This window comes from Qipengyuania flava, from assembly GCF_011762005.1.
GTDB lineage: Bacteria > Pseudomonadota > Alphaproteobacteria > Sphingomonadales > Sphingomonadaceae > Qipengyuania > Qipengyuania flava.
The window spans coordinates 1,301,924-1,327,204 of sequence record NZ_JAASQU010000001.1 but is presented as its reverse complement, the minus strand read 5'-3'; the positions used below and the strand labels follow the sequence as shown (position 1 = coordinate 1,327,204).

The window sequence follows — 25,281 nt, the reverse complement described above, 5'->3', positions numbered from 1 at the left end:
CCTCTTGCGGTAACTCAGTCGGAGCGCGACTTGTCGAGGTCCGCCTCACCGGCGCCATCGCGTCCGCCCTCCTGCGCGGGAGCCAAGGCGCGCTCGGCAGCGCGGTCGTTTTCACCGCGCTTGTTGTCGGAAGGTCTTTCCGCGCCCTGCCGACGTTTCTTGGCGGGATCGACGACCGGCGGCGTGCCGTCGGGTGTTTCGGGTGTTTCGTAGTCGCGCATGCCTTTGAAACGCTCGCTGGCCTCTCGCTGTTCCGCTATCGGTCGCCGCGCTTGCGCAATCCGTCGCATCCTACTAGAGGCACGCGCCTACACGCGAAGGACTAGCGCCTCTCGCGCAGCTTCGTTCGGGTTAGCGGGCGTGGCGGAACTGGTAGACGCGCTGGTTTTAGGTACCAGTATCGAAAGATGTGGGGGTTCGAGTCCCTTCGCCCGCACCAGTGCCGCCGCGGCGTGAAGCCCCTTGCACCAATTCGCTTTTGGAAAGTCACGAGTTTCAACCCATGCAGATCAAAGAGACCGCCAACGAAGGCCTGAAGCGCGCCTATACCGTCACCATTCCGGCCAAGGATATCGACGAGCGCGTCACCAGCGAAGTGAAGAAGATCGCTCCGCAGGTGAAGATGCCCGGCTTCCGCCCGGGGAAGGTGCCGGCCAACCTGGTGCGCAAGATGCACGGCGAGCAGGTTCACGCGCAGGCGGTCAACGACATGATTCGCGAATCGGTCGACAAGGTGATGGCCGACAACAAGCTGCGTCCCGCTATGCAGCCCAAGGTCGAGCTCGACGAAGGCTATGAGGAAGGCAAGGATGTCTCGCTGAGCGTCGATGTCGAAATCCTGCCCGAAATCGAAGCTCCCGAAGTTGATGGCCTCCAACTCGAACGCCTGACGGTTCCCGTGACCGACGAGCAGGTGGGCGAAGCGGTCGAGCGCATCGCCTCGAACAACAAGAGCTACAAGGATGCCGCCAAGACCAAGAAGGCTGGCGACGGCGATCAGCTGATCATCGATTTCGTCGGCAGCATCGACGGTGTCGAATTCGAAGGCGGCAAGGCGGAAAACACGCCGCTGGTTATCGGTTCGGGCCAGTTCATCCCCGGCTTCGAAGAGCAGCTTACCGGTGTGAAGACGGGCGACAAGAAGACCATCACGGTCACCTTCCCCGAAGATTACCCGGCCGAAAACCTCAAGGGCAAGGACGCGCAGTTCGACGTCACCGTCCAGCAGGTAAAGGTCCCGACCGACACTGCCATCGACGACGAATTCGCCAAGAACCTCGGCCTCGAGAATCTCGACAAGCTCAAGGAACTGCTGCGCGGCCAGCTCGAACAGGAGACTTCGGGCCTCACCCGCACGCAGATGAAGCGCCAGCTGCTCGACACGCTCGCCGCCGGCCACGACTTCCCCGTGCCGCAGGGCATGGTCGATGCCGAATTCGAACAGATCTGGGCACAGCTCCAGCAGGAAGCAGCGCAGTCGGACGATGCCGAAGCGATGCTCAAGGAAATGGAAGACGAGAAGGACGACTATCGCAAGATCGCCGAACGTCGCGTCCGCCTCGGCCTGCTGCTGTCGGAAATCGGCCAGAAGAACGGCGTCGAGGTCAATGGCAATGAGATGAACATGCTCATCCAGCAGGCGGCCCAGCAGTATCGTGCCGAAGATCGCGAGCGTTTCGTCCAGTATGTCCAGCAGGACCCGATGGCTGCTGCCCAGCTGCGCGCACCGCTGTATGAAGACAAGGTCGTGGACTTCCTGTTCGACAAGGCCGAGATCACCGACCGCGAAGTGACCCGCGAGGAACTCGAGGCGGCGATCGAAGCCGAAGAAAGCACCGACGAAAAGCCGAAGAAGAAGGCTGCCGCCAAGAAGAAGCCGGCGGCCAAGAAGGCTCCGGCGAAGAAGGCAGCTGACAAGGATGCGGACGAAAAGCCCGCAGCCAAGAAGGCTCCCGCGAAGAAGGCTGCAGCCAAGAAGCCGGCCGCGAAGAAGGCGGATGACGGCAAAAAGGCTCCGGCCAAGAAGCCTGCTGCCAAGAAGGCGCCCGCCAAGAAGGCAGCGCCGAAGAAGTAAGCCGCGGATGGCACCGACATGACCAAGGGGCGGCGAACTCGGGTTCGCCGCCCCTTTTCGTTACCGGAGCAAGAGCCCCCTTATGCCGAGCGTCGGCGGTGCCTGTGTGGTTCGTCAGGCGACAGCGAGGCCATGCTGCTGTCTTGGCCGGCATGGATATGCGCGCGGCGGTTCTCGACGTGACGGATAAAAGGTCCCGACACCACGCCATGCACCACGATCGAGGCGAGGATGGCGAAGCTGACCGTCGCCCATAGCAGATCCACCTGTTCGAAATCGGCGTGGTTCTGGCCATAGGCGAGGTAATAGATCGAGCCCATGCCGCGCACGCCGAGGAAGGCCACGGCAAGCTTGCCGATCATCGGAAGGCCGCTTCTGAGCTCGGCCAGAAGGCCCGCAATCGGGCGAATGACGAAGAGGAGCGCCAGTCCGACCAGCGCGGCCTGCCATGTCAGCGCGGCGAGAACGCCACTGGCCAGCATTGCGCCGAAACCGAACAGGACCGCGACCAGCACGATCTGCTCGATCTGGTCGATGAAGTGGTGACTGATCTTGTGATAGCGGCTGCGATTCTCGCGCTGCCGCGCGGTCACGGCTCCCACGAAAACCGCGAGGAAGCCGTAGCCCTCCGCCATTTCGGCCAGTCCATAGGCGAGCAGCAGCGTGCCCAGCACGATTAACCCCTCGCTGGTCGAATAGCTGGGCTGTGCGGCCAGATCGTCTTCTTCGTCGATCTCCTTGATCGGCGCGTCGGCTTCGCGCTCGAACACATACCACGCCCCGATGCGGCCAACCGCCCAGCCGACTGCGCATCCGGCGAGGATACGCCAACCGAGGTCGAGCCATGCCCATTCGATGGTCCATCCGCCCAGAGCGGTCATACCCACCGCGGCGATGGCAAGGTAGGTGAAGGGGAAGGCGAAACCATCGTTGAGGCCTGCTTCGACCGTCAGGCTGAAGCGGACGTCATGGCGCTGGTCTTCGCCGGGAGGGCCGACCTGCACGCTTCGTGCGAGCACCGGATCGGTTGGCGCCAACGCGGCGCCCAGCAGTATCGCACTGGCTGGAGCGAGCCCCAGTGCCCACCATCCGAGCAGCGCCACCGCGCCGATGGTAAGCGGCATCGCGATCAGCAGGAGCGGCCAGATCTGACGCCAATTGCGCCAGCTTACCGGCCGGTCGATCGCGATCCCCGCTGCCATCAATGAAGCGATGACAATGAATTCGGTCGCATATTCGAGCGTGATCGCATCGAAGCCATCCACCGTCGGATTGAAATGCGGCAGCCCCAGCGGCAGCGACCAGATGACGAAGCCGACCGCGACATAGAGGATCGGTAACGACAACCAGTACCGCGCAAGCCAGCGCTCGAGCATCACAGCCAGCGTCAGCCCCACGCCGAACACGACGAACATCAGAATACGCGGATCGATTTCCACCGGGGTCTCCCTTGCGTGCTCAACGCGCGAAGGAGGGGCGGGGTCCCCCGGGGCTAGAAATCGCCGCTGACGGTCAGCCGGAAGATCGGCCCGATCCGGCGGCTCCGGTATTCCTCGAAGCGGACAGCGCCTTCCGGCCGCGGGCCGTCAAAGACCGTCCGTTGGAAGTAGTCGCGCGCGCCGAGCAGATTGTTGGCGCGCGCGCGCACCGTCAGCCCGAGGACATCCTTGTGCTCGATGAACAGCGAGCCGAACACCTTGCCTTCCCATTCGCGCCCGATCTCGAAGCGGCGGGCGTAGGGCGCCTGGTCGAAATGATCGAGATTGGCGCCCCACGCCCAATCGGTTCCTGGAACGTCATGGCGGAAATCGATTTCGAACGACCCTTCCTGGTCGTAGGAGAACGGGCGGTTGAGACCCGTGAAGGGATCGATCACATTCATGTCGCGCTTGACCACTTCGAGATCGACCCGGGCCCCGCGAAACCCGAGCGGGTCGAGGTTGATCGTCGCATTGGCCTGGAGGTGCAGTCGGTCGGCATCGCCGATATTACCGCGCGCTTCGCCTCCGCCGGGAAGCGGAAACCAGTCGATGAAATCCTCGAACCACGCTTTGCGGGCTTCGAGCTTGAGCGAGCCCCATGCACCGAAGGTCTTGTTCGCCTCGATCTCGACGTTGTAACTCTGATATGGGACCAGTTCGTTGTTGCCGCCGTTCTGGTTGTCGTTGTTGAGCGACACGGAGGCGAGAAAATCGCCAAAGGACAGCTGGCTGACGCGCTTGGCCAGCGTGACCGAAATGTCGAAATCGTCGCGGGGCTTCCAGGTCGCGGCGAAAGATCCTTTGGGCCGCTTGAAGCTCCGCGAATTGACGGCGAAGCCGGTTTGCTCGATGGTCGAGAATTCCATCGCGCCGATGACCTGCACCGACAGGGTGGACGATAGCGAACGGGAAATGCTGAGGCTGGCATCGTAGCGATCTTCGGTCACACCGCCATTGCCTTGCGGGAAGGCAAGCTGGACGAACTCGCCACCCGGGGCCAGTTCGAACAGGCGGGATCGGCGGTCGAGCCGGTTGAAGGCGGCTTCGCCCGATAGCTGCCAGTCGGCCCCCCACAGTTTCCAATCGTATTCGAGCCGGCCGATGCGCTCGCCTGCGCCATTGGTCTGCTCGAAGCGGAAACCGCGTGGCGGGCTATCGTCGGAGAGGCGATCAATGACGGTCGAGCTGTAATTGTCGCGTTCGAACCGCTCGAGCAGGATGAGCTTGAGCGAGCCGGGGCCAAAGGGGAACTGGATATCCCCGCCGAGTTCGTATTCGGGGCCGTCTTCCTCGACCAGCGCCTCGCGAGTGCGTGTGACCCCGGCGCTGTCGATTGCGGTTTCGGGCTCCTTGCGCGAAAAGAAGTCGCTGCCATAGCTGAGATTGAGGTTGGCGGTCACATTGCCGCCGAAATCGTAGGAAAAGGCGGTCGAGATCTTCGGGTTGTCGAACTTGCCCGACAGCTTGCTGTACTGGCTTTCGATCAATGCGCCGTCGCGATCGGTGATGCTTACCGGCCCATCCGCACCGAAGCGGTTGTTCTCGTTCGACAGCGAGACCGTGTAATCGAGCGCCCCGCTGCTGCCGATGACCGAGATCTCGCCCCCGAAAAGCTGGGCTTCGGTATTGTGCGGGCGGAAGCCGGTGGTCCATTCGAACTGCCCGGACGCGCCGTTGCTGGTGTAGACCACATTGGCCACCTGTCCGGTCAAACCGGGGATGCTGGTGGCATTGCCGTCGAGTATTTCGATCCGCACCACGTCGGTTGCGGGGATACGACGCAACTGGTCACGCACGCTTTCCGACTTGCTCGACAACCGCTCGCCATTCACGATGACGTTCTGCGTCGCCTGACCCAGGCCGCGCTGACCCTGATCGTTGCCTCCGCTGATGCTGAATCCGGGAATCCGGTCGACCATATCGAGCGCATTCCGCGGTGCGAACTGCGCGAAATACGCGGGCTCGAATACCTGCGCATCGCCATTCGCTGCGGCCGGGGCAGGCTGCTGATCATCTTGCGCATATGCCGGTACGGTGCCCATGACGGCGATTGCCATCGTTGAAGCACCGATCAGCGCCTTGCTCGACCTGATAAGAATTGAACCCTCCCATATTCTCGTATCGAGCTTCCGTTTACGCTTGTAGGCGGTCGCGCCAATTCGCCCTCGACCGATAGCGTTCGGGGGCCGACAAACGGATTCCGAACGGTAAGCCCTCGGTCGGCGAAGGGCGGTGCTCCGGAGAAACCGGCCCGAAATCCCCCGTGGTCGACATATCCGCGGCTTTCGAGGGTTAAGACCCTTGAACATCGCCCGCAGCATGGCGACATAGGCGGCCGATTGACCCGATAAGAGGAATTTTCATGATCGACCTGTTCGGCAGCGATGCCCACGGCACCCAGGGCCAGTTCACCCGCGACCCCGTTACCGGTGCGCTGGTGCCGGTGGTCGTTGAGCAGACCAGCCGCGGCGAACGCAGCTTCGATATTTTCAGCCGTCTGCTGCGTGAACGCATCGTCTTCGTCACCGGGCAGGTCGAAGATGGCATGGCATCGCTGATCACCGCGCAGCTGCTGTTTCTTGAAAGCGAGAACCCCAGCAAGCCCATCAGCATGTACATCAACTCGCCCGGTGGCGTGGTGACGGCCGGCATGGCGATCCACGACACCATGCAGTATATCAAGCCGCGCGTTTCGACGGTGTGCATGGGTCAGGCCGCCTCGATGGGCAGCTTCCTTTTGGCCGCGGGCGAGCCCGGCATGCGGATCGCGCTTCCGAACGCCCGCATCATGGTGCACCAGCCTTCAGGCGGTGCGCGCGGCATGGCCTCGGATATCGAGATCCAGGCCCGCGAGATCCTGCGCATCAAGAAGCGCATGAACGATCTCTATGTTAAGTACACCGGCCAGAGCCTCGACGATATCGAGAAGGCGATGGACCGCGACACCTTCCTCGAGGCCGACGAAGCGATGAAGTTCGGTATTGTCGACAAGGTGTTCGAAACCCGGCCCGAAACTGAAGGCGGCGAAGCCGAAGGTTCGGGCGGCGCGCCCGAGTAATCGGGTGCGGCAGTGACCCCGCAGGCGCGGGCCTGCGGGTAACTGTTGCAAGAATGTCGTAGGACTTTGGCAACCTTGCCGCTTCAGCCTGCAGCAAGGGCTGGGTGTTACCTATGATATTGACCCAAATCCCATGACCCCTACAGTCGGAAATCTGCCGACGGGGGCGTGGGAAAGACGTTAGGATATGACCAAGTTGAGCGGAACCGACAGCAAATCGACCCTGTATTGCAGCTTTTGCGGCAAGTCGCAGCACGAGGTGAGGAAGCTCATCGCGGGCCCGACGGTGTTCATCTGCGACGAATGTGTCGAGCTGTGTAACGACATCATCCGCGAGGAAACCAAGGCGGGGCTGACCGGCAAGAAAGAGGGCGATGTTCCCACGCCGGCCGAAATCTGTGCCACGCTTGCCGATTACGTGATTGGCCAGGACCGCGCCAAGCGCGTCCTGTCGGTCGCGGTGCACAACCACTACAAGCGGTTGAAGCATGGCGCGAAGGCGGGCGATGTCGAACTGGCGAAGTCGAACATCCTGCTCGTCGGGCCGACCGGATCGGGCAAGACGCTGCTCGCACAGACGCTCGCACGCACCTTCGATGTTCCTTTCACCATGGCCGACGCCACCACGCTGACCGAAGCGGGCTACGTGGGCGAGGATGTGGAAAACATCATCCTCAAGCTGCTGCAGGCATCGGACTACAACGTCGAGAAGGCCCAGCACGGCATCGTCTATATCGACGAGATCGACAAGATCACCCGCAAGGCGGAAAACCCCTCGATCACGCGTGACGTGTCGGGTGAAGGCGTGCAGCAGGCGCTGCTCAAGCTGATGGAGGGCACCACCGCCTCGGTCCCGCCGCAGGGTGGCCGCAAGCACCCGCAGCAGGAATTCCTGCAGGTCGACACCACGAACATCCTGTTCATCTGCGGTGGCGCATTTGCCGGTCTCGACAAGATCATTGCCGATCGCCTGCAGAAGCGCTCGATCGGTTTCGGCGCGCATGTGTCCGATCCGGACAAGCGTCGCGTTGGCGAACTGCTCGAGAAGAGCGAACCGGAAGACCTGCTCAAATTCGGCCTGATCCCCGAATTCGTCGGCCGCCTTCCGGTGATCGCGACGCTGCACGACCTCGATGTCGACGCGCTCGTCACGATCCTGCAGGAACCCAAGAACGCCATTGCCAAGCAGTATCACAAGCTGTTCGAGCTCGAAGACGTCGAACTAACCTTCACCGACGAGGCGCTGCGCGCGATTGCCGAGAAGGCCATCCTGCGCAAGACCGGCGCACGCGGCCTGCGTTCGATCGTCGAAGCGATCCTGCTCGACACGATGTTCGACCTGCCCGACATGGACGGGGTGACCGAGATCGTGATCGACAAGGACGTGGTCGAAGGCAAGAAAGAGCCGATCCAGGTCCATGGCGGCAAGAAGGACGAGGAAGAAGCTGCCTAGCTGATCGCTCTACGAGAAATTCAAAGCGCGTCGCATGTTCTGGCATGCGGCGCGCCTTTGATTCGTCATGTGTAAAAATCCCCGCCCGGCCTCTGCGGAGCGCCGGACGGGGACAGGAGGGTGCCGCACCGTGATGGGTGGCCCGGAGCGGCACTCGGGGGACTTTTTAGCCGGGCAGGAACACACCATCGGTGACGTGGATCACGCCGTTGCTCGTCATCACATCGGCTTGGACGACCTTGGTCTGGCGGCCCGCGCCATCGGTGACCACGATGGCGTGGCCGTCGAAGCTCGCGCTCAGCGTTTCGCCGGCCACGGTCGCGAATTCGTAAGTGTCGCCGGCTTCGCGAATGGCCTTGGCCAGCGTGGCGGAATCGATGTTTCCGGCCACCGCATGATAGGTAAGGATACGCGTCAGCTGGCCCTTGTTCTCCGGCTGGAGCAGGCTGTCGACCGTGCCGGCAGGCAGCGCGGCAAATGCGTCGTCCGTGGGTGCGAACACGGTGAAGGGACCGGGTGAGCTCAGCGTCTCGACGAGGCCTGCTGCCTTCACCGCGGCGACCAGTGTGTCGTGGACACCGGTGCTCATGGCGGTGGCGACAATGTTCGGCTGGCTCTGTTCGGCTTTCTTGCCGTGATGATCGGCCAGTGCAGGACTTCCCGCTGCAAGCGCGAACGCGCCCATCGCAGAGATCGAGGCAAATGCTGCGGCTTTGAGCTGCTTTGAAATCGACATGGTGTAACTCTCCTTTTGCACATGGCCCCGTCCAGCCTGTGCGCCGAGTTACGAAGTCGGTGCCGCTGCGGATGCGGCGACCCCGAAAAAAATGTCAGATCGTGGTGAAGCGCGCTTCCGCGACGACGGGCCCGGCAGCGGTATCGGGCGGTTTTCCGCCCAGCGGTTCGCGGGTCAGCACCAGTTGCGAACCCTCGTGCAACGTCCGCGCCACCCGTTCCGGCACATCATGCGCCACCACGCGGCCCGGAGTGACCACACCCAGCGAAACCAGGTCACCGCCACTATCCGGCACGAACCAGATCTCGTGGTCGTGGACGCCATCGGCTGCAAGGCCGACCGCGCCGACAAGCAGGCTGTCGTCTTCGGGCAGATAGGTGAGGGCAAGGCTAAGCGAGGTGCCTTCGATCGGCATGGTGGCGGCAAGCCGCGCCTGCTGCACCGCAGCCGGCAGTGGTTCGTCGGTATCGAGGCCGGGGGAGATGAGCTGGGGCAGTGCGAGGAAGGCGAGCACGATTGCGGCGGCCGCGCTGAAACCCCCGGCCCATTGCCAGCGCCGCAAATTCTTGCGCAGCGATATGATCTTCGCGCTTTCGCTTCCAGCCGCTTCGCTCTCCGATGCAAGCGCTGCTTCGATACGCGGCCACAGTTCGGCGCGCGGTGTGCGCGGCGCGATCGTATCCGCCAGCGGTGCCAGCCGATCCTGCCAAATTGCGATCTCTTCGGCAAAGGCCGCATCGGATTGCGCACGCGCACGCGCCGCCAGGAGCTCCTCGCCCTCCAGCAGGCCCAGAACGAATTCGGCGGCGAGCAGTTCGTCGCCGGTCATTCGCCCGCCTCCATACAAGCCTTGAGCTTCGCGAGGCCGCGCCTGATCCAGCTCTTCATCGTGCCGAGCGGGACACCCATGCTCTCGGCCAGTTCGGCATAGGTCCGGCCCTCGAAAAAGGCGGTGCGGATCGCATCACGCGGGGTTTCGTCCAGCGTGTCGAGACAGCCGTGTACGCGGGCTTCGCGCTCGGCGTCGATCAGCATCGCCTCGGCTAGCGGGCTGGCGTCGGCAATCGGCGCAGCCTCGCTTTCAGGGACCGCGCTGCGGCGGGCCTTGCCCGAACGCAGGCGATCGATCGCGCGATTGCGCGCAAAGGTCGCCAGCCACGAGATCGGGCTTGCCCTTGCGGGATCGAACCGGTCGGCCCGTCGCCATAGTGTGAGATAGACGTCCTGCAACGCGTCCTCGGCTTCCTTCTCGTCGCCCAAGATACGGTAGCAGATGCCGAATAGTTTCGCCGAAGTCGCTCGATAGATGTCTTCGAGCGCGGCACGCTCGCCCGCCGCCAGCCGCAGCATCGCCGCCTTCAGGCGTTCGCGCGCTTCGGTGCTGGCGGCTCGCATCAGCAGCCCGCCCCGCAGTCTGCGCGGCTGGTTTCGATCTGGATGGTGGGATGCCCGATCCGGTGGTGGTGTTCGAGGTCGTGCGCCACGTCGCGCAGGAAGGCATCCCCCGGGTGCCCCTGCGGCATCACCAGATGCGCGGTCAGTGCGGTTTCGGTCGTGCTCATCGGCCAGATATGCAGGTCGTGCACCGTTTCCACACCGGGAAGCGCGGCAAGGTAAGCGCGCACATCGGATTCCGCGATGCCGCGTGGGACCGCCAGCATGCTCATCGCGACGCTGTCCTTCAGCAGGCCCCATGTGCCCCAACCGATGACCGCCACGATCACAAGGCTGACGGCGGGATCGATCCAGCGTGCCCCCGTCCAGATGATGGCCAGGCCGGCGATCACCACGCCCAGGCTGACCAGTGCGTCCGCCGCCATGTGCAGGAAGGCGCCGCGGATGTTGATATCGTCCTGCCCGCGCATGAACAGCGCGGCGGTGCCCGCATTGATGGCGATTCCGATCCCGGCGACCACCACCATGGTTTCGCCCTGGACCGGGGCGGGTTCGGCCATGCGGTGAAGGGTCTCGAACAGGATCGCGCCGATCGCCACCAGCAGCAGCCCGGCATTGGCCAGCGCGGCAAGGATGGTCGAGCTCTTGTAGCCATAGGTAAAGCGCTGCGATGCAGGGCGCTTCGCCGCGACGCTTGCTCCCCAGGCAAGCAGCAGGGCGAGGACGTCGGAAAGATTGTGGCCCGCATCGGCGATCAGCGCCATCGAGCCGGAAATCCAGCCGTAGGTGGCTTCGATCACTACGAATGCAGTGTTGAGGACGATGCCGATCAGGAAGGCATTGCCGAAATCCGCGGGCGCATGGCTGTGCGTGTGGCCATGCACGTGCCCGTGATCATGCGAATGGCTGTGGCCCGCTCCCATCGCGCTATCGATAGACGCAGGAATCGAGCCCGTCACGGCCGACCGCACCGATGCGCGCGGAAATGGTATTGCCGTGACGTGCAAGCCACCCGCGCGGGTTCCTGACCGAACGTTCCTTGGGCAGCGGCAGTGCAGCCGCCATCCGCGCGGCCTCGAGCGGGGTCAGCGAGGCGGCCGATTTGTCGAAATAGCGCTGCGCGCCGGCTTCAACGCCATAGGTACCGATCCCGGTTTCGGCGACGTTGAGATAGACTTCCATGATCCGGCGCTTGCCCCAGATCTGTTCGATCAGCACGGTGAACCAGGCTTCGAAGCCTTTACGCACATAGCCGCCGCCCTGCCACAGGAAGACGTTCTTTGCGGTCTGCTGGCTGATTGTCGATCCGCCGCGGATGCGGCCGCCCTGCCGATTGCTCTCGATCGCTTTCTCTATTGCTTCGCGGTCGAAACCTTCATGCAGGCAGAACTTGCCGTCTTCGGCGGCAATCACGGCGCGGACCATGCTGCGGTCGATATTGGACAGCGAGGTCCAGTCCTTGGTGATCCCGTTTTCGTCCATCAGCATTGTCGCAGTGACGGGGACGGGCAGGAATTTGAACAGCAGCACCAACCCGAGGCTGAGGCCTAGAAACCCGACCAAGGCCTTGAACAGGAAACGGATCAGCCAGCGCATGCGCCGCATCTAGCGCCGCGCCGGGCGGCACGCAATCTGGCAGCTTGCAGCCTTGCTCCGCGCATGCTTACCTTGCGCCGCAGCCACGGGGAGCTGTGAGGGAGTATTCTATGCGCAAAGCATTGTTCGCTATCGCCACTTCGGTGGTCGCTCTTACCGCCGGCGCAGCGCCTGCCGCCGCCGATCCGGCAGCGGTGAAACAAGCTGTAGCTGCGGATTACGACAGCCATCTCGAGGATTTGTTTGTCCACTTCCACGTCAATCCGGAACTCTCTTTTCTCGAGGTCGAAACTGCGAAGCGCATGGCGGTGGAACTGAAGGCAGCCGGGCTCGAGGTGACCGAGGGGGTCGGCGGTACGGGCGTGGTCGGCATGGTGCGCAATGGTGACGGTCCGCTGATTCTGCTGCGCGCGGACATGGATGGTCTGCCCATGCCGGAAAAGACCGGCCTCGACTATGCCTCCATCGCGACGCAGGTCGGCCGGGACGGGAATGAATATCCGGTCATGCATGCCTGCGGCCACGATGTGCATATCACCTCCATGGTGGGCACCGCGCGGCGGTTGATGGCGATGAAGGACCAGTGGGCAGGGACGCTGATGTTCGTCGTCCAGCCGGCCGAAGAACGTGTCGGCGGTGCGGCCGCCATGCTCGAAGACGGGCTCTATGAACGGTTCGGCACGCCCGATTATGCGCTGGCGTTCCATGTCGCTTCGATCCTGCCGACCGGGAAAATTTCGGCGTCGGAAAGCATCCAGTATTCCAGCGCCGATTCGGTCGATATCAAGGTGCCCGGTGTCGGCGCGCATGGCGCCAGCCCGCATATGGGGCGCGACCCGGTCTACATCGCCTCGCAAATCGTCACCGCCATGCAATCGATCGTCAGTCGAGAAATCGAGCCGCTGTCACCTGCTGTGATCACGGTGGGCGCCTTCCATTCGGGGACCAAGCACAACATCATCTCGGACCGGGCGGACCTGCAGCTCACGGTCCGCGCCAATGACGAGGCCACCCGCGCGCAATTGCTGGCCGCGATCGAACGCGTCGCCGTCAATATCGGCAAGGCGCACGGTCTGCCCGACGCTACGCCGGTGGAAGTCGCGGTTTCGGAGGGAACGCCCGTGACCAATAACGATCCGGCACTCGCCCGCCGGCTCAATGCGGTGATGCAACGCGATCTGGGTGAAGACGTGCTCGTTCCCTGGCAGCAGCGCGGCATGGGCGCGGAGGACTTCGCCTATTTCGTCGCCGAGGATTACGGCGTGCCGGGCTATTATTTCGCAGTCGGTGGTACGCCGCAGGAAGCCTTTGATGCGGCCGCGAACGGCGGGCCGCCGGTGCCGTCGCATCACTCGCCGCTGTTCAAGATCGCGCCGCGCGAGAGCGTGACGCTGGGCACTGAGGCGATGGTCGCAGCGGTTCTCGATCTTGCGCCTGCAGGCGGATGAAGATCACGAAAAAGCCGCCGTGCCGTTGGGGGCGGCGGCTTTTTCGTTTCCTGTTCTATCGGGCTATGGCCTAGGCCATTCCCGGCAGCAACTTTTCGCCAGCGATGGTCTTCATCGCCTTCTGCAGTTTTTCGAAGGCACGCACTTCGATCTGGCGGATGCGTTCGCGGCTGACGTCGTAGACCTGGCTCAGTTCCTCGAGCGTCTGCGGATTCTCCGTCAGGCGGCGTTCGGTGAGGATGTGCTTCTCGCGGTCATTGAGGCTGTCCATCGCCTCGACCAGCATGTCGTGGCGCACTTCGGATTCCTGCGCGTCGGCAACCAGCTCGTCTTGCAGCGGACCATCGTCCTTGAGCCAGTCCATCCATTCGCCCGAACCGTCTTCGCCATTGCGCATCGGGACGTTGAGCGAACCATCGCCGCCCATCATCATCCGCCGGTTCATGTTGACGACTTCCTGCTCGGGCACGCCGAGATCGGTCGCGATCTTGTTCACGTCCTCGGGATGAAGGTCGGTGTCCTCGTAAGCGTCGAGGTTCTTTTTCATGCGGCGCAGGTTGAAGAACAGTTTCTTCTGCGCGGCGGTGGTGCCCATTTTGACGAGGCTCCACGAACGGAGGATATATTCCTGTATGCTCGCCTTGATCCACCACATCGCATAAGTCGCGAGGCGGAAGCCACGATCGGCTTCGAATTTCTTGACGCCCTGCATCAGACCGACATTGCCTTCGGAAATGAGATCCGACACGGGCAGGCCGTAGCCGCGATAACCCATGGCGATCTTTGCCACCAAGCGAAGGTGCGAAGTGACGAGCTGCGCGGCAGCTTCGGGATCGTCATGTTCCTCGTAGCGCTTCGCGAGCATGTATTCCTGCTCTTGCGTCAGCACGGGGAATTTCTTGATTTCGGAAAGATAGCGGTTGAGGCTCTGCTCACCGCCGAGCGCCGGAACGCTCAAAGTTTTGGTATTGCTCACTTGTACCCTGACCTTTCTTGCGTCGACCTCGTTTGCCGGACCCCTGATGGGCATCCGGGCTTCGGGCCACTGCGGTTACATATAGCGAACTGAGCCCAAATTGCACACACGTTTCGTCGATTTCAACGTGCGGTTTGGTCGATCAGTTCCCGCATGTCGCGGGGCAATTCGGCGCAGAAATCCAAGGTTTCAGCGCTGATAGGATGTTTGAATCCGAGCCTCGCCGCATGCAATGCCTGACGCTTGAAGCCCAGCTCATCGAGCAGTGGTTTCAAAGCCTTGGGCGCACGTCCGTAGACAGGGTCTCCCAATAGCGCATGACCGATTGACGCGCAGTGAACACGCACTTGATGCGTGCGGCCGGTCTCCAGCCGGCATTCGAGCAGCGATGCGCCATCGAGACGCTCCAAGGTCGTGTAATGCGTGACCGCATGCTTGCCGCGATTGGAGGCGTCGGGAAGCACGGCCATCTTCTTGCGATCTCGATCCGAGCGGCCGAGTCGTCCTGAGACGGTGCCCGAGGACGGGTTCGGGTGACCGGCGCAGACCGCGAGATAGCGCCGGATAATCGAATGATCGGCGAATTGCGCGGCAAGCCCCTCGTGCGCGGCATCGGATTTGGCCACCACCAGCAGCCCCGAGGTATCCTTGTCGATCCGGTGTACGATACCCGGGCGGGCCACGCCATTGATCCCCGACAAGCGGCCGGCGCAATGATGGAGCAGGGCGTTGACCAGCGTCTGGTCCGGATTCCCGGCCGCGGGGTGCACCACCATGCCTGCAGGCTTGTCGACCACGATCAGGTGATCGTCCTCGAACACGATATCGAGAGGAATGTCCTGCGGTTCCGCATGCAGCGGTTCGGGCGGGGGCAGGGCGAGCGCGAAGCGGTCCCCCGCGGCAATCTTGGCAGAACCGCTCGTGATGATGTTCCCGCCGACTTCGACCGCCCCCGAAGCTATCAATCCCTTGACCCGTTCTCGCGACAGGCCGGAAGCCTCGGCCAGCGCCTTGTCGAGCCGTCCACTCGTAGCGAGCGTTCCGGTGATGATTTCGCTCTCGGCCATGCTAGGGCCATGCGCGATGAAGATCGAAGTCTCAAGCAATGTCGTGTCCATGCTGCTGGGAGAGGCACAGGCGGCAGATCCATGCGAATGCTGCGGTATCCTGCTAGGGACTGGCGCGCGGATTTTCGAGGCGCGGGCGGCGCGCAATGTCCACGACGCTCCCGAACAGCATTTCGAGATCGACCCGCAGGCACTGGTCGATGCCCATCGCGCGGCGCGTCAGGGCGGGCTTCAGGTCATGGGCTATTACCATTCGCATCCCAATGGTTTGGCGCGGCCATCGTCCACCGATCGGGCGCAGGCGGCGCGTGACGGGTCGGTATGGGCGATTATCACGGCGGACCGAATCAGCCTGTGGCGTTCGGGGGATGCGGGGTTCGAAGCGCTTCCCTATGAAGTCGCCCCCCGCTAAGAGCGTAACCCTTAATTCACCAATCGGGATATCAATGGACGACCGCCAATCGATCGATCTTGCCGCAATGCTGTGCTCGCGGCTGTGTCACGACATGCTCAGCCCCGTCGGGGCCCTGTCCAACGGGCTCGAATTGCTGGCGATGGAAACCGATCCCGAAATGCGCGCCAATGTCGTCGAACTGCTCGAACAGAGCGCGACGATCAGCACCAACAAGCTCAAGTTCTTCCGTCTCGCCTTTGGTGCGGCGGGCGGCTTCGGTGAACGGGTCGAAGTGGCCGAACCCAAGGCGTTGATCGAAGCGCTGGTGAGCGACAAGCCCAAGGTCACGATCAATTGGGCGCTGGCCGATGCGACATTGGCCAAGCCGGCGGTCAAGGTGTTGCTCAACTTCGCACAGATCGCGATCGATGCGCTGGTGCGCGGCGGTTCGCTCGACATCGGTGCCGAACGCCGCGACGGTGCCTGCGAGATCGTGGTGCGCGCCGCCGGGCCCAAGATCGCATTCGACGAGATGATCGGCCACGCGTTGGACGGCTCGCTCGCGCGGGCCGAGCTCACCAGTCGTACTGCAGCAGCGCACATGACCCATCTGCTCGCGAGCGAGAATGGTGGCGGGTTGCAATACCATCGGACCGCAGAGACGCTGGTCCTCGGGGCGGTTCTCCCCGAAGGCGAAGGGCTGATCGGTTGAGCGGTTCGGACTTCGGCAGGACCGGCGAACAACTGCCGGCGAGCGATGACGAACTGGTCGATCGCGAAGTGCTTTCGCCCAATCACGACGAACGCACCATGCCGATCCAGATGCTTGTCATCCATTACACCGAGATGGAGGACAAGGGCTTCGCGATCGAGCGCCTGTGCGATCCAGAGGCAAAGGTTTCCGCGCATTATCTGATCGGAGAGCAGGGCGAAGTCGTCCGGCTGGTGCCCGAAGAAAAGCGCGCATGGCACGCGGGCGTTTCCTATTGGCGTGGTCACAAGGACGTGAATTCTGCCAGCATCGGGATCGAGCTCGACCATCCCGGCCATCGGTACGGCTATCGCGAGTTCAACGAAGCGCAATTCCAGGCGCTGGTCCCGCTGGTGGCGCGGATCGTCAAGCAATATGACATCCCGCGAGCGAATGTGGTCGGCCATTCGGACGTTGCGCCTGCGCGCAAGATCGATCCGGGCGAGCTTTTCCCGTGGGAACGGCTGGCCGAATACGGCCTGTGCCTGCCCCGTCCGCGCAAGCTCGAGCGCGGCGATCCGTTCGACAATGATGCAGCGTTCTACCTCGCGCTCGAACGCTATGGCTATGACGTCACCGACGGACGCAAGGCTGTCGAGGCGTTCCAGAGGCGCTGGCGGCCGGAACGGATCGATGGCGAGATAGATGGCGAAGTGCGCGCGATCCTGTTTCAGCTGTTGCTGGACCGCGATCGCGGGACGACACGATAGGGTAAGTCGAACGCAGCGCGCGGAGCTTCCCCCAACCGGTCAGGGTACGACTTCCTCATACGAAAGCAGCGTCTCGTGCATGCGCTCAACTGCCACGCGCGCATTTACGCCGAGCAGGTAGCGTATGTTGCGCAGGTCATCGTCGAGCGAAGAACCGGGATCGTCGCCCTCGCATAGCCGGGCCATGTGCCAGCGATCGAACAGCCGTTCCTTGACCGAAACGAGATCGATCAGCCGGACCTGCGCGTGACGGAAATCGCAGCAGATACGCTCGAAGATTTCCTCGACCACTTCTGCTTCGCCTTCGAGGATCTGGATGAACTGGTCTTCCACGAAAACCAGTATGCCGGTGATGCCGGCCTCCTCGTTGAGCAGCGCGGCCTCGCCCGCGATCCGGGTGATCTGCCTGTCGATGGTCAATGCGCCGGGTTCGAGGCGCGAAACGCTGGAATAAAGCAGCCTGCTGATCGGCATGGTATTTTCCCCGGGGTTCAGGCGTCGACGGGCTGCACGGTGCGGCCTGCAAGCAGTAGAAAGTCGGCGGCTGCGATCGGCCGCCCGGTCAGGAAGCCCTGGACCTCGTCGCAGCCCTGTTCCTGAATGAAGCTGAGCTGCGAATCGGTTTCGATGCCTTCCGCTGTGATCTTCATGCTGAGGCTCGATCCCAATTGCGCGATGGCGCGAACGATCGACGCGCTGCCGACATCGTCGGGCAATTTCTGGACGAAGCTCTTGTCGATCTTGATGCGGCTGATCGGGAAGCGATGCAGGTAACTGAGCGAGGAATAGCCGGTGCCGAAATCGTCGAGCGAGATACGCACGCCCTGGTCGCGGATATGCGTCAGCGTGCGCAGGGCGGCCTCGTCGTTGTTGAGCAGCGCGGTCTCGGTAATCTCGAGTTCGAGCCGTTCGGGCGCCAGCCCCGAATCGGCCAGTGCCTGCGAAACGGTTTGCGGCAAGCGCGGGTCGAGCAACTGGACAGGCGATACATTGACCGCGAGGTCGATGTGTTCGGGCCAGCCCGCGGCATCCTTGCAGGCGCGCCGCAGTACGTCCGAACCGATGCGGGAGACAAGGCCGAGCTCCTCCGCGATCGGGATGAATTCGGTCGGCGATATTTCGCCATGTTGGGGGCAAGTCCATCGCAGCAGCGCCTCCGCACCCGTAATCTCGCCCTGGGCCGAGGAGAAGACCGGCTGATAAACGATCCTGAACTCGTTGCGCATCGACGCGCGGCGTAAGGATGCCTCGAGCGAACGGCGCCGCTGGATTGCTTCCATGAGCTTGGGTTCGAACAGGCGGTAAGTCTGCTTCCCGCCATGTTTGGCGGAATAGAGCGCGATATCCGCATGCTGGACCAGCGCGTCGGGATCGCTGCCATGATCGGGCGCCATGCCGACACCCACACTGCCGCTGATTTCAACGACATTGCCTTCGATGATCATGGGGCGCGAGAGGATTTCGACAACCCGTTCCGCCACGGTCGTTGCAGCGTCGGGATCGCCGAGGCCGAACGCGATGATCGCGAACTCGTCGCCGCCGATGCGTGCGACGATATCGCCATCGCGGGCTGCCAGCCGGAGCCGGTTGGCAATCCGCTGCAGCACAAGGTCGCCGATCGGATGCCCCAAAGTGTCATTGATCGGCTTGAAGCGGTCGAGATCGACCATCAGCAGCGCAAACGGTGTACCGCCATCGCCGAGCGCATTGCATTCATTGCGCAGCGCGTCGGTAAACTGGTGGCGATTGGCGAGATTGGTCAGGGCATCATGCATCGCGATATGCGCGATGCGGTTTTCGCTTTCGGTGGTTGTGCGGCGTTCCACGAGATAGGTGGAGATGCCGGTGCCCACGATCAGCAGAGCGACCATGCCGATGGCGGCGGCCATGGCTGCGAATGCCTCGCTGTCGGCGCCCTGTGAATATCCCGCCATGGCGGTGACCGAGAACCCCGCCATGCCGCTGAAGTGCAATCCGACGATCGCGAGGCAAAGCAGGCCGCCCGCCTGCCATGTCCGGTAAGGCGTGTCGTTCTTGCGCAGCAGGTGAATTGCAGCGATCGAGCAGCCCATCGCGATCGCGAGCGACCCCATGACGTACCGCCAGTCCCAGTGCACGATTCCGTCGACCCGATAGGCGAACATGCCGGTGTAATGCATCGCGCCGATCGCGAGGCCGATGGTGGAGCCACCGGCCAGGCTCGCAATGCGCGGCGAGGTGGACGACGCGAGAACCAGCCCGATGCCGATCCCTCCGGCGGCCATCAGCGCCGAGATGACGGTCAGCACGCCATCGAGCGTCACGGGTGCGGACGTCTGGTAGCCGAGCATGGCGATGAAATGGGTCGCCCAGGTGGCCGCCCCGGCAGTCACTGCCGACAGGAAGCACCAATGGATCCAGGCTTCGCCCTTGTCGGTGATGGTCTTACGGAAAAGAGTTGCCGAAACCATCGAGCCCGCGATGCACATCAGCGCAGCCATGAGCACGAACCACAAATTGTGTTCGTATAGAATGCAGCCGATGATGCGCATGGGATTCTTGCGTTTCCGCCTTGTTTTCGCTGGAAAATCGCGATTTGGCCTAGTTTGCAAAGGTTAAGGAATTGATGCCGTGACCACCTGGGCTCGGAAAGAACCGCTTTGCTTGTTGCGTGCGAAAATCGTCCGTCGGGGGACTTAATCCTGTTCCCGGCTTGGCGAACCCCGCACGACGGCCTATCTGCGGTGCCGCCAGGGGGCCGGGCAGCCGCGTGCCGCGAGGTACGAGGAAAGTCCGGGCTCCACGAAACGAGGGTGGCGGGTAACGCCCGCCCGGTTGGTCTTTTCGAAGGCTGATCGAGGGAAAGTGCCACAGAAAGCATACCGCCGATGGCCTGTTCGCAGGCTCAGGCAAGGGTGAAAGGGTGCGGTAAGAGCGCACCGGGGCTTCGGCAACGCGGCCCGCATGGCAAACCCCACCCGGAGCAAGGCCGAATAGGGGTGGCGCGTCCGTGCAAGCGGGCAGGTGCGTTTCGCATCGACCACCCGGGTTGGCTGCTTGAGCTGCGGAGCGATCCGCAGCCTAGACGAATGGCTGCCCCCGCGTGGCTGGTGTGCAAGCATACCGCGCGCGGGACAGAACCCGGCTTACAGGCCCCCTGGCATCACAAAATGGCGAGAGGGCGCATCTCGGCAGGAGGGCTATCCGATCGCGGCGGCTGGGCCGGCAGGCCGTGCAACGGGAACGCGCTGGCCTTCCACCTCGAGCCCTTCGAACGGGCGGCAAGCCTCGTTCATTTCATCGGACATCAGGTGCGCTTTCATCATTGGGTCGGCCGTGCTCCAGTCGGTTTGCGGATCGTGGCGGACAACGCATAGCGCACGCCAGGCAATCGGCAGCTCTTCGAGCTGGTGCACCCCGGGCAGCCCTTCGATCAATACCTCATGTCCCGCATAGTGACCTTCGGCGTGGCCGATGAACTTGGCCTCGGTCCCACGGATGTGAATTCGCTCCGTTCCCTGATCGATACGCGCGAACGTATCGAGGCGGATGGCAAAAGCCGCCCAGATCGACAGGGCGATCAGGATCACCAGAGCGGCCATGGTCACAACGACCGTGCGTTTGGCCAGCGGATTGTCGAGGCCCTCGGGATGTTCGATCAACGGGTCAACTCCTACGCGGCACAGCAGCAGCGCGCTCGGCAGGCGAGTCGCGGCCGTCCTGTGGGCGCAGGCCGATATTCCCGTTTCGCGCCCTGCGCTAGCGGAATTCGGCGTGCTGCGTCGTGATCGTGCCGTCGGTTTCGCTCGCGCGGATTATGCGCCGCTGGTCGCCCTCTAGTACCAGTGCGGTGAGAACCCCGGTGCGGAAGGCCCCCGTATCGATTCCGATGCGATAGGGGGTGTGTTCGACGTCCTCGAAGATGGTGTGCCCGTGCACCACGACATGCGTCAGCGGCTCGCGATGCTTGAGAAACCGATCACGAATCCAGCGCAGGTCGGACTGTTGCTGATCGTCGATCGCGCGCTTGGGATTGATGCCTGCGTGGGCGAATGCGTAATCGCCCGCGAGAATGATGTCCTCCATCGCCCCAAGGAATTTGCGGTGCTTCTTGGGCACCAGTTCGTGCAGTTCCTGCTGCAGTTCCTTGAGCGACAGTTCGTTGTATCGCTTTTTCTTGATACCGTAGCTGAGCACGGTTTCACGGCCGCCATGCTTGAGGAAATGCCGCAGCATCTCTTTGTCGTCGAAGCTCTGGAGGAACATTTCTTCGTGATTGCCGGCCAGATAGCGAACCTTGCGCCGCTTCCCCCACTGGCGCGCGGTTTCGATGACCCGCGCGCTCTCGGGGCCCCGATCGACGAGGTCTCCGAGGAAGATGATCGTGGTCTCCGCCTCGCCTACTTTCGCGTCGTCCTCTTCGATCGCGAGTATCAGCTCGTCGAGCAGGTCACACCGGCCGTGAATGTCGCCGATGACGTAGAAGCGTTGGCCTTCCGGAACCTTCGGACGGAACTTGGACGACCCGTTTCGTTTAAAAAGCTTCGCGAAGTTGATCATGAAAGAAAATTGGTTGCGGACCTGTAGCGAGGACGAGCGGACCCGATAGGCGCATGCCGCATCGGTAGCAACAAATGCTCACGGGACTAGCCAAGGCGCGTTGCGTAAATAGCACAGCTATTGTTGCATATGCGAAAAGCATATGCCGCGATCTTGCGCAGAGCTTCCAAGATGTGCAGGTTTATATCTGTATCCGGACGAGGAGCCTAACAAAATGGCCCCGACGGATTCGCAGGTGGGACGAAGCGACACTCGTACAGGAGTTTGTAATGCTCACGTCCTTTCGCGGCCTGATGGCCGTTTCGCTCGCTGCGGCGGGTCTTTCTCTTGCAACGCCGGCCATGGCGCAGTCCGAAGAGGGCAGCGGTTTCACCACGTCGGCCAATGTTGCGCTCACCACTGACTACCGCTTCCGCGGCGTTTCGCTGTCGGGCGGCGATCCAGCCATCCAGGGCGGGTTCGACGTCGAGCACGACAGCGGGTTCTACGTCGGAACCTGGGCCAGTTCGATCAAGGGCGGGCCGTCCTATGGCGATCTCGAATTCGACATCTACGCCGGTTGGAGCGGTAGCCTGAGCGATGCGGTAAGCGTCGACGTCGGCGTCCTCTACTACATCTATCCGACCGAGGATCTCGGGCTCGATACCGATTACATCGAACCCTATGCTTCGATCAGCGCGAACCTCGGCCCGGCCGAAGCGACGCTGGGCGTGGCCTATGCACCCGAACAGGATTCGCTCGGCGGCGACGACAACCTCTACATCTATACCGATGTGGGCTTCGGAATTGCCGATTCGCCGTTCAGCGTGACCGGCCACCTTGGCTATACCGACGGTGCGCTGGCTCCGCCGCTGCTCGCGGGCGCGGCCGACGATACGGGGCTCGACTGGTCGCTCGGCGTTGCAGTGAGCCAGGGCAATTTTGAAGTCGGTGTTGCCTACATCGGTGTCGAAGGGCCTTCGGTAAACGACTTCACCGACGATGCGATCGTCGGGACCATTTCCGCCAGTTTCTAGGAAACCACCGGGCGGTAAACGGGGGGCGCGTCAGCGATGGCGCGCCCCTTTCGCGTTCAATCGAGGGCGAAATCCACGGTCGTCACGACGCGTACCTTCTTGAACGGGGTGTCGCCAATGCCCCAGCCGCCGGCTTCTCCATCGCGCGCATCGATCGAGAAATAGCCCTGCGTCGCCTTGCGAATGCCACCGACATCGGCGCCGCTGTCCTTGGCGAACTGTTCGGCGGCCGCGCGCGCGTCGCGGGTCGCTTCGGCGACCATGGCGGGCTTGATCGCGTTGAGTTCGGTGAAGGTATAGCTGATGCCGGAACCATCTTCGAGGACGACACCCTTGCGGACGAGATCGGCCTGGCTCCGTACGGCGCGTTGCGCGCGGTCGATATCCTTGGTGCGCAGGACGATACGCTGGCGCACGGTGTAGAAGACCGTACCGTCATCGGTGTAGTTGGAGACATTGACACCGGCGGGTGTGAGCGCGCTTTCCGGGAAACCCAGATCGGCGAAGAATGCGCGCAGCGCTTCGGCATCGCGATCGGTGCTTGCCTGCGCGGTCTGCAGATTGGTGGTGGTGGCAGCGAGAGAGAGCGTCCAGGTCGCCAGATCGGCAGTGACTTCGCGTTCGGCTAGCCCGCGAACGGTTACGCTGCGTTCCGCAGCCTTCATGCGGACCAGCCCGTCACCGAGCAGGAAGCCTCCCGCGACCAGCCCGCCCGCCATTATTCCGGCGGCGAGAAGCATGTGCTTCGGCGTTGCCAGCGCCCCGGGGTGTATGGCACGGGCTTCGGCGGAATCCGGTTCGTCGATCATCGAAATGTCCTCTCTGGCTCGCCTCCCGTTGGCCGGACTTAGTCGCAGAGCGATGAACCGTGTTTGAATAGCGACGAATGGAGGAATTCGTGACGAAGTACCTACACAGCATGATCCGAGTGACCGATCCGGATGCGACGATCGCCTTCTTCAAATTGTTCGGGGTGGAGGAAACGCGCCGCTTCGATGTGGAAGCTGGTCGCTTCACGCTGATCTTTCTTGCCGCGCCCGGGCAGGAAGGCGTGGCCGAGGTCGAACTGACCTACAACTGGCCGTCAGAGGATGGCAGCGCACGAGAAGAATACACCGGCGGACGCAATTTCGGCCACCTCGCCTACCGGGTCGAGAACATTTACGAGACGTGCCAGGCGATCATGGACGCGGGCCATATCATCCATCGACCGCCCCGCGACGGCCACATGGCCTTCGTCAAGACGCCCGATGGTATCTCGATCGAGCTGCTGCAGGATGGCTATCTCGAGCCGCAGGAACCCTGGGCCAGCATGGAGAACAGCGGGAGCTGGTAAGCTCCCGCCGTCCGATCGACCTTATCAGTCGATATAGGGTGACCGCGCATCGTCCGGGTGCGTCGCCGACATCCTCAGGATGGCATAACCGACGACGGCGGAGATCAGCGATCCGAGCAGGATCCCGATCTTCGCCTCGTTAATCAACAATTGCTGACCGGTGAAGGCCAGGCCGCTGATGAACAGCGACATGGTGAAACCGATCCCGCAGAGTATCGATACGCCCCAGATCTCGGTCCAGCTCGCTTCGTCGGGGCGCGGTGCGAAACCCAGCTTGTCGGCGGCGAAGATGGCAGCGAAAATGCCCACCTGCTTGCCGAGGAACAGGCCCGCCGCGATCGCGAGCGGCAGCGGCGCAAGGATCTGCTCCATACCCATTCCGGCCAACGGCACGCCCGCATTGGCAAAGCCGAACACCGGCACCACCAGATAGGCGCTCCACGGCGCGAGCCCATGCTCCATCCGTTCGACCATGGTCTGGTCATCGGGGCCGACCATGGGGATGCACAGCGCGGCGACGACGCCGGCGATGGTGGCGTGAATTCCCGAATTCAGCACGAAATACCACAGGACGATTGCCAGCAGGATGTAGGGCCAGAACCGGGCCACGCGCATCTTGTTGAGCACGAGCATGGCGACAACCACCGCGCCCGATGCAGCCAGCCAGCCGAGCTTGATGTTCGCGGTATAGAACAACGCGATCACCAGCACGGCACCGATGTCGTCGACGATCGCCACCGTGAGCAGGAACAGCCGCAGCGATGCGGGGCAGCGATTGCCGAGGAGACCGAGCACGCCCATTGCGAAGGCGATGTCGGTGGCGGCCGGGATGGCCCAGCCGCGCATCAGTTCACCTTCGCCGCCGACCACGCCGACATAGACCAGCGCGGGGATCGCCATTCCGGCAACCGCTGCGAGGATCGGCAGGCGGCGCGATTGGGCGGTAGACAGTTGGCCTTCGATCCATTCGCGTTTCACCTCGAGCCCGACGACGAAGAAGAACACCGCCATCAGTCCGTCGTTGATCCACAGGTGCAGGTCGTAGAGCTTCGGGATCGGCGTCCAGGGCAGCTTGCCGTAGAACAATTGCTCATATTCGCCTGCAAGCGGCGAATTCGCCGCGAGCATCGCGGCAGCCGCCACGAGGATGAGCAGGATGCCGGCCGAAGCGTCGCTGACGAAGAGCGCGCGGACGGGGGCAAAAACGAGGCGGAAAGCTGAAGGACGTTCGGTCATCTCGGGCATGCTCTC

Annotated in this window: 25 protein-coding genes, 1 tRNA gene and 1 other RNA gene; 11 read left to right on the top strand and 16 right to left on the bottom strand. The window is 62.8% G+C overall.

Going from position 1 to position 25,281, the window contains the following annotated elements:
• Positions 1 to 14: 14 nt before the first annotated feature.
• Entirely contained in the window at positions 15 to 221 is a 207-nt protein-coding gene (locus FHS69_RS06525; protein ID WP_151885363.1) for a hypothetical protein, read from the bottom strand.
• Positions 222 to 354: 133 nt separating this feature from the next.
• On the opposite strand from FHS69_RS06525, the gene FHS69_RS06520 reads away from it, so the two are divergent.
• A tRNA-Leu gene (locus FHS69_RS06520) sits at positions 355 to 439 on the top strand.
• A 63-nt stretch (positions 440 to 502) separates the two neighbouring features.
• Positions 503 to 2,074: a trigger factor gene (gene tig / locus FHS69_RS06515; RefSeq protein ID WP_166776963.1), complete on the top strand. Its 1,572-nt coding sequence runs from the start codon at positions 503 to 505 to the stop codon at positions 2,072 to 2,074.
• An 80-nt stretch (positions 2,075 to 2,154) separates the two neighbouring features.
• Here the strand turns inward: tig and FHS69_RS06510 are convergent, their stop codons facing one another.
• Both FHS69_RS06510 and FHS69_RS06505 read right to left on the bottom strand, forming a co-directional pair.
• On the bottom strand, positions 2,155 to 3,513 hold the full coding sequence (locus FHS69_RS06510; RefSeq protein ID WP_341801728.1) for a cation:proton antiporter: 1,359 nt from the start codon (positions 3,511 to 3,513) through the stop codon (positions 2,155 to 2,157).
• Positions 3,514 to 3,566: 53 nt separating this feature from the next.
• On the bottom strand, positions 3,567 to 5,612 hold the full coding sequence (locus FHS69_RS06505; protein WP_243844535.1) for a TonB-dependent receptor plug domain-containing protein: 2,046 nt from the start codon (positions 5,610 to 5,612) through the stop codon (positions 3,567 to 3,569).
• 305 nt (positions 5,613 to 5,917) lie between these two features.
• On the opposite strand from FHS69_RS06505, the gene FHS69_RS06500 reads away from it, so the two are divergent.
• A complete protein-coding gene (locus FHS69_RS06500; protein ID WP_067462652.1) occupies positions 5,918 to 6,613 on the top strand; it encodes an ATP-dependent Clp protease proteolytic subunit in 696 nt (231 codons plus the stop codon).
• A gap of 187 nt (positions 6,614 to 6,800) precedes the next feature.
• Complete coding sequence (clpX, locus tag FHS69_RS06495) at positions 6,801 to 8,066, top strand: ATP-dependent Clp protease ATP-binding subunit ClpX (RefSeq protein WP_067462655.1); 1,266 nt, start codon at positions 6,801 to 6,803, stop codon at positions 8,064 to 8,066.
• 166 nt (positions 8,067 to 8,232) lie between these two features.
• On the opposite strand, the gene FHS69_RS06490 is transcribed toward clpX, so the two are convergent.
• From FHS69_RS06490 to mtgA, 5 genes are all read right to left on the bottom strand, one after another.
• Positions 8,233 to 8,802 (bottom strand): fasciclin domain-containing protein, encoded by a 570-nt coding sequence (locus FHS69_RS06490; RefSeq protein ID WP_166776962.1) that lies wholly within the window; start codon positions 8,800 to 8,802, stop codon positions 8,233 to 8,235.
• A 94-nt stretch (positions 8,803 to 8,896) separates the two neighbouring features.
• Complete coding sequence (locus FHS69_RS06485) at positions 8,897 to 9,631, bottom strand: anti-sigma factor (protein ID WP_166776961.1); 735 nt, start codon at positions 9,629 to 9,631, stop codon at positions 8,897 to 8,899.
• A complete protein-coding gene (locus FHS69_RS06480) occupies positions 9,628 to 10,197 on the bottom strand; it encodes a sigma-70 family RNA polymerase sigma factor (RefSeq protein ID WP_067462660.1) in 570 nt (189 codons plus the stop codon). The genes FHS69_RS06485 and FHS69_RS06480 overlap by 4 nt, the downstream gene beginning before the upstream one ends.
• Positions 10,197 to 11,120 (bottom strand): cation diffusion facilitator family transporter, encoded by a 924-nt coding sequence (locus tag FHS69_RS06475; protein WP_166777088.1) that lies wholly within the window; start codon positions 11,118 to 11,120, stop codon positions 10,197 to 10,199. Before FHS69_RS06475 ends, FHS69_RS06480 begins: the two co-directional genes overlap by 1 nt.
• A gap of 4 nt (positions 11,121 to 11,124) precedes the next feature.
• The gene (mtgA, locus tag FHS69_RS06470) at positions 11,125 to 11,793 is read right to left on the bottom strand and encodes a monofunctional biosynthetic peptidoglycan transglycosylase (protein WP_166776960.1); all 669 of its coding nucleotides are present in this window, start codon (positions 11,791 to 11,793) and stop codon (positions 11,125 to 11,127) included.
• A gap of 110 nt (positions 11,794 to 11,903) precedes the next feature.
• Here mtgA and FHS69_RS06465 point away from each other — a divergent pair, with 110 nt between their 5' ends.
• Entirely contained in the window at positions 11,904 to 13,241 is a 1,338-nt protein-coding gene (locus FHS69_RS06465) for a M20 metallopeptidase family protein (protein ID WP_166776959.1), read from the top strand.
• A gap of 70 nt (positions 13,242 to 13,311) precedes the next feature.
• On the opposite strand, the gene rpoH is transcribed toward FHS69_RS06465, so the two are convergent.
• The gene (gene rpoH, locus FHS69_RS06460; RefSeq protein ID WP_172603143.1) at positions 13,312 to 14,217 is read right to left on the bottom strand and encodes an RNA polymerase sigma factor RpoH; all 906 of its coding nucleotides are present in this window, start codon (positions 14,215 to 14,217) and stop codon (positions 13,312 to 13,314) included.
• A 122-nt stretch (positions 14,218 to 14,339) separates the two neighbouring features.
• A complete protein-coding gene (locus FHS69_RS06455; RefSeq protein WP_166776958.1) occupies positions 14,340 to 15,284 on the bottom strand; it encodes an RluA family pseudouridine synthase in 945 nt (314 codons plus the stop codon).
• 16 nt (positions 15,285 to 15,300) lie between these two features.
• Here FHS69_RS06455 and FHS69_RS06450 point away from each other — a divergent pair, with 16 nt between their 5' ends.
• The 3 genes from FHS69_RS06450 to FHS69_RS06440 all read left to right on the top strand — a co-directional run bounded on the left by FHS69_RS06450 (position 15,301) and on the right by FHS69_RS06440 (position 17,139).
• Positions 15,301 to 15,696, top strand: coding sequence for a M67 family metallopeptidase (locus FHS69_RS06450; RefSeq protein ID WP_166776957.1), 396 nt, complete (start codon positions 15,301 to 15,303; stop codon positions 15,694 to 15,696).
• A gap of 34 nt (positions 15,697 to 15,730) precedes the next feature.
• Positions 15,731 to 16,390 carry a histidine phosphotransferase family protein gene (locus FHS69_RS06445; RefSeq protein ID WP_166776956.1) on the top strand — a complete coding sequence of 220 codons (660 nt, stop codon included), beginning with the start codon at positions 15,731 to 15,733 and terminating at the stop codon, positions 16,388 to 16,390.
• A gap of 98 nt (positions 16,391 to 16,488) precedes the next feature.
• Positions 16,489 to 17,139, top strand: a complete 651-nt coding sequence (locus FHS69_RS06440; protein WP_067463126.1) for an N-acetylmuramoyl-L-alanine amidase — start codon at positions 16,489 to 16,491, stop codon at positions 17,137 to 17,139.
• Between the two features lie 39 nt (positions 17,140 to 17,178).
• Here FHS69_RS06440 and FHS69_RS06435 read toward each other — a convergent pair whose 3' ends face one another.
• Together FHS69_RS06435 and FHS69_RS06430 are read right to left on the bottom strand one after the other, a co-directional pair.
• Positions 17,179 to 17,613, bottom strand: a complete 435-nt coding sequence (locus FHS69_RS06435; RefSeq protein ID WP_166776955.1) for a BLUF domain-containing protein — start codon at positions 17,611 to 17,613, stop codon at positions 17,179 to 17,181.
• A 17-nt stretch (positions 17,614 to 17,630) separates the two neighbouring features.
• The gene (locus tag FHS69_RS06430; protein WP_166776954.1) at positions 17,631 to 19,670 is read right to left on the bottom strand and encodes a putative bifunctional diguanylate cyclase/phosphodiesterase; all 2,040 of its coding nucleotides are present in this window, start codon (positions 19,668 to 19,670) and stop codon (positions 17,631 to 17,633) included.
• A 198-nt stretch (positions 19,671 to 19,868) separates the two neighbouring features.
• On the opposite strand from FHS69_RS06430, the gene rnpB reads away from it, so the two are divergent.
• An RNA gene (gene rnpB / locus FHS69_RS06425) (RNase P RNA component class A) lies at positions 19,869 to 20,283 on the top strand.
• A 35-nt stretch (positions 20,284 to 20,318) separates the two neighbouring features.
• Here the strand turns inward: rnpB and FHS69_RS06420 are convergent.
• Both FHS69_RS06420 and FHS69_RS06415 read right to left on the bottom strand, forming a co-directional pair.
• Positions 20,319 to 20,780 carry a hypothetical protein gene (locus tag FHS69_RS06420; protein ID WP_166776953.1) on the bottom strand — a complete coding sequence of 154 codons (462 nt, stop codon included), beginning with the start codon at positions 20,778 to 20,780 and terminating at the stop codon, positions 20,319 to 20,321.
• Positions 20,781 to 20,877: 97 nt separating this feature from the next.
• On the bottom strand, positions 20,878 to 21,678 hold the full coding sequence (locus tag FHS69_RS06415) for a metallophosphoesterase (RefSeq protein ID WP_166776952.1): 801 nt from the start codon (positions 21,676 to 21,678) through the stop codon (positions 20,878 to 20,880).
• A 269-nt stretch (positions 21,679 to 21,947) separates the two neighbouring features.
• On the opposite strand from FHS69_RS06415, the gene FHS69_RS06410 reads away from it, so the two are divergent.
• The gene (locus FHS69_RS06410; RefSeq protein ID WP_067462692.1) at positions 21,948 to 22,694 is read left to right on the top strand and encodes a TorF family putative porin; all 747 of its coding nucleotides are present in this window, start codon (positions 21,948 to 21,950) and stop codon (positions 22,692 to 22,694) included.
• Positions 22,695 to 22,750: 56 nt separating this feature from the next.
• Here FHS69_RS06410 and FHS69_RS06405 read toward each other — a convergent pair whose 3' ends face one another.
• Entirely contained in the window at positions 22,751 to 23,434 is a 684-nt protein-coding gene (locus FHS69_RS06405; protein WP_243844580.1) for an SIMPL domain-containing protein, read from the bottom strand.
• Positions 23,435 to 23,592: 158 nt separating this feature from the next.
• On the opposite strand from FHS69_RS06405, the gene FHS69_RS06400 reads away from it, so the two are divergent.
• Entirely contained in the window at positions 23,593 to 24,030 is a 438-nt protein-coding gene (locus FHS69_RS06400; RefSeq protein ID WP_166776951.1) for a VOC family protein, read from the top strand.
• 24 nt (positions 24,031 to 24,054) lie between these two features.
• On the opposite strand, the gene nhaA is transcribed toward FHS69_RS06400, so the two are convergent.
• Positions 24,055 to 25,266 carry a Na+/H+ antiporter NhaA gene (nhaA, locus tag FHS69_RS06395; protein ID WP_067505382.1) on the bottom strand — a complete coding sequence of 404 codons (1,212 nt, stop codon included), beginning with the start codon at positions 25,264 to 25,266 and terminating at the stop codon, positions 24,055 to 24,057.
• Positions 25,267 to 25,281 lie beyond the last annotated feature (15 nt).